Source organism: Rhodopirellula sp. JB055 (assembly GCF_043100905.1).
GTDB lineage: Bacteria > Planctomycetota > Planctomycetia > Pirellulales > Pirellulaceae > Rhodopirellula.
Window position 1 is genome coordinate 1 of record NZ_JBICHO010000436.1, and the last position, 3,358, is coordinate 3,358.

Consider the following 3,358-nt stretch of genomic DNA (forward strand, 5'->3'; position numbering starts at 1 on the left):
GCGCACCACGGTCTCGCTCGCATCCAGCTGGGCGCGGCTGGAGAAGTTGAACTCGGTGCGCCGGAACACCCGCTCCTCGCTGTCCACGTGCTGCTGCCGCCAGTCGGCGAAGGGCACCCCGTTGATCCGCACGATCCGGCCGCGCACCATGGGCGCCGGCTCGGACAGGCGGGGACCTCCGTCCGGGAAGAAGTCGGCGAGCGGCTGCTGCTGCTCCGGCTGGATGTCCACCAGGAAAAGGTCGGGCAGTTCCATGTTCTCCGGCCGGCTGACTTCGGCCTGCAGGCCCTGCTCGGCCTGGGGGATGGGCTGACGCTGCCATGCCGTGTTCATTTAACTTCAAGTCAAGGGAAATCAACGATGTCTGATTCGGAACCGAACGACTCCATGAGAAACGTGCTTGTTGATGTGGCGTCGCTATGGTGGTTGCCGCTGATCCGTGGATTGTTGTTACTCGTTCTTGGAATCTACGCGTTGTTCCAACCTGGGATGACATTGGCAACGTTCGCGCAAGTCGCCGGATTCTTCTTGGCGTTTGATGGCGTCATGGCGATCATTGCGGGAGTGGTCGGTGACACTCCGTCGAGAACAGGAACGATCGTACGAGGAGTGATTGAATTCTTGGCGGGTATGTTCGTGTTCGCCAATCCGATGTTGGTGGCTGGATTGACCGCGACGATTGTGATCAGCGTCATCGGTGCCATGGTGGTTGTTTCAGGCGTGGTCGAAATTGCGGCCGCGATTCAGGATCGTCGTCATATTCAAGGCGAAGGATGGTTGATTCTGGCTGGTGTGCTTTCGGTTTTGATCGGCATTGCCCTGTTGGCGGCACCGATGGTTTTTGGCCTGACGCTGGTCCGCGTCTTGGGGGCGCTGGCGATCGTCTCCAGCATCGCGATGATTGTGTTCGCGTTCCGATTGAGGTCGTTGGGAAGCCGGATCACCAAGGGATAAACGCTGGTTTCCAGCAAGGCGTTTCGAGGGGGCAACGGCGCAGGTTCAAATCCGCCCTGCCCTGCCCCACATCGAGCACGCTGAGGCGATTATGTTGTTCAGTGGCTTCGTTTCCTTGGAAGCCGGGTCGATTCGATGATGGATCGATCTCCTGCCCCCCCTGCCCTGCCCCGCTTTCATCGAGTTGTATTCGAATGAAGATCCATTGGTTGTTGCTCGCCGCTGCTATTCCCTGCTTGGTTGTGTCCGCGAATGGACAAGAAAAGGTTGCTGATTCGATTGGCAACTTGGACCCCGAAATGGCGGCCGTTCGTACTGTCGAAGATGGAGTGGCTTGGTACGACATTGCCAAGCAAAACATCGAGGGGCGGATTCTGCCCGAGCAAGACCGGGAACGATGGTTCGATCGCTTTCCCAAATCGGCCGATGGTTCGGTGACATCCAATGTTTGGAATCTGAGTCGGCACTCGGCTGGAATGATGGTTCGGTTCAAGACGGATGCCACTGCGATTCACATACACTACAAGTTGATGCGTGGCGCGTTGGCGATGCCACACATGCCTGCGACCGGAGTCAGTGGAGTTGACTTGTACGCACGCGATGGAAATGGCGATTGGCGTTGGGTGCAGGTCACGCGGCCAACGTCTCAGGTTGTCAAAACGCTTTTGGTTGATGGGTTGGCACCCGGGACACGCGAGTACGCTGCCTACCTGCCGCTTTACAACGGCGTGGAATACCTGAAGTTCGGCGTGTCGCCAGAGAACTCGTTTGAACAATTGACGTCTCGCGAAAAACCGATTGTCTTTTACGGAACCAGCATCACGCACGGAGCCTGTGCCAGTCGACCTGGAATGGTCCACACGGGGATCCTTGGGCGTCGCTTTGATCAGCCCGTCGTGAATCTCGGCTTTTCCGGTAATGGGAAAATGGATCCCGAGGTCGGGAATTATTTGATCCAGATCGATGCTGCGGTTTATGTGATCGATTGCTTGCCCAACATGAACGCAGCGATGGTTGCCGATAGGTGCATTCCATTGGTCAAGCAGATTCGGGCCGCGAAACCGCACACACCGATTGTGTTGGTGGAAGATCGCCGGAACACCAACAGTTGGATCTTGCCCGCACGTGACGCTCACCATACCGCCAATCACGAGGCTCTGCAGGCGGCGTACAAATCGCTGCTCGCCGACGGAGTGACCGGTCTGCACTACATCGCTGGCGATGAGCTTTATGGAACTGATGGCGACGGAGCGACCGATGGTTCTCACGCTAGCGACCTTGGTTTCATGCGTCAGGCTGACGTGTTTGAGCCCGTGCTTCGCAAAGCAATGAACGTGGAGTGAATGTCAAAGCAGTGGACGATTCCGATGGGGGACGCGGGGCCGGTGGGGTGTTTGGTCTGTCCATCGACACGGCTCACGCACGTCGTGGTGACGAGGATCTTCAGACAATCGATTGATTGAAGAAGTGGTTGCGCGCGAAGGACATTGGCCGCGTGAAATGTATAGAGGCTGCGTGGCGATTGGGCGTGCGTGATCTGTCCCTCAATCGACTCGGATCTATACGTTTGGATTGATTGAAAACTGGTTTTTGTACGTTGAGAACCGGCGCGAGAATCTTGGAATCGGTGTAGACTGGTGAACCGTGGAAGGCTCGATCTTCGACGCACAGGCCACTGAAGGGCGTCGTAGATGCCGCAGGGGGCTTTGTGTCGAATCGAGGCATCTTCGTTGATGTTCGCGTTTTTTTCGGACGTGAATGTTTGCCCGCCTCTCTCTCTCGCTGGATTCTCGTGCGCCGATTTCTTGTTGCTCTGATCGCTTGTTGCATCACCTCATCCGTGATGGCTCACTCCCCTCCGAACATCGTTCTAATCATTGCGGATGACATGAACTGGGATGATTGCGGAGCCTATGGTCACCCGGCAATTCGCACTCCCAATATTGATCGTCTGGCGGCGGAAGGCATGCGTTTCGAGCACGCTTACCTGACCACGAATTCATGCAGCCCATCCCGTGCGAGCATCATCACGGGCAAATACCCGCACAACACTGGCGCAGAACAGTTGCACTGGCCGTTGCCCGAATCAAGCGACACCTTCGTGGGGCGTTTGCAATCCGCGGGCTATTACACCGCCGCGGCGGGCAAATGGCACATGGGTGACGCTGTTCGCGATCACTTCGACAAAATTTATGAAGCCTCCACGGCTGGCTTTGTGCTGCCGAGTGGAAAGGACGGTCAACCAGCCAAGATGATCGCGGCGCAGCCGAGTGGTTGCGAAGATTGGGAGCGAGCTTGCGAAGAACGTCCCAAGGATCAACCGTTTTTCCTATGGTTGGCCGCTCTGGACCCGCACCGCGAATACAACGATGGAGCTCTGGACCCACCCCATACTCACGACGAC

General features: G+C 56.9%; 4 protein-coding genes. 3 read left to right on the plus strand and 1 reads right to left on the minus strand.

Annotated elements, in window-relative coordinates; all coding sequences use genetic code 11:
- Window positions 1–333: hypothetical protein (locus tag ACF8AM_RS17150; RefSeq protein ID WP_392556813.1), on the minus strand; the 333-nt coding region annotated here is incomplete at its 3' end.
- 54 nt (window positions 334–387) lie between these two features.
- Here ACF8AM_RS17150 and ACF8AM_RS17155 point away from each other — a divergent pair.
- The 3 genes from ACF8AM_RS17155 to ACF8AM_RS17165 form a co-directional block, all read left to right on the plus strand.
- Entirely contained in the window at window positions 388–954 is a 567-nt protein-coding gene (locus ACF8AM_RS17155) for an HdeD family acid-resistance protein (protein ID WP_392556814.1), read from the plus strand.
- Window positions 955–1,148: 194 nt separating this feature from the next.
- Window positions 1,149–2,297, plus strand: coding sequence for an SGNH/GDSL hydrolase family protein (locus tag ACF8AM_RS17160; RefSeq protein ID WP_392556815.1), 1,149 nt, complete (start codon window positions 1,149–1,151; stop codon window positions 2,295–2,297).
- Window positions 2,298–2,746: 449 nt separating this feature from the next.
- On the plus strand, window positions 2,747–3,358 hold a 612-nt coding region (locus tag ACF8AM_RS17165), incomplete at its 3' end, for a sulfatase-like hydrolase/transferase (RefSeq protein WP_392556816.1).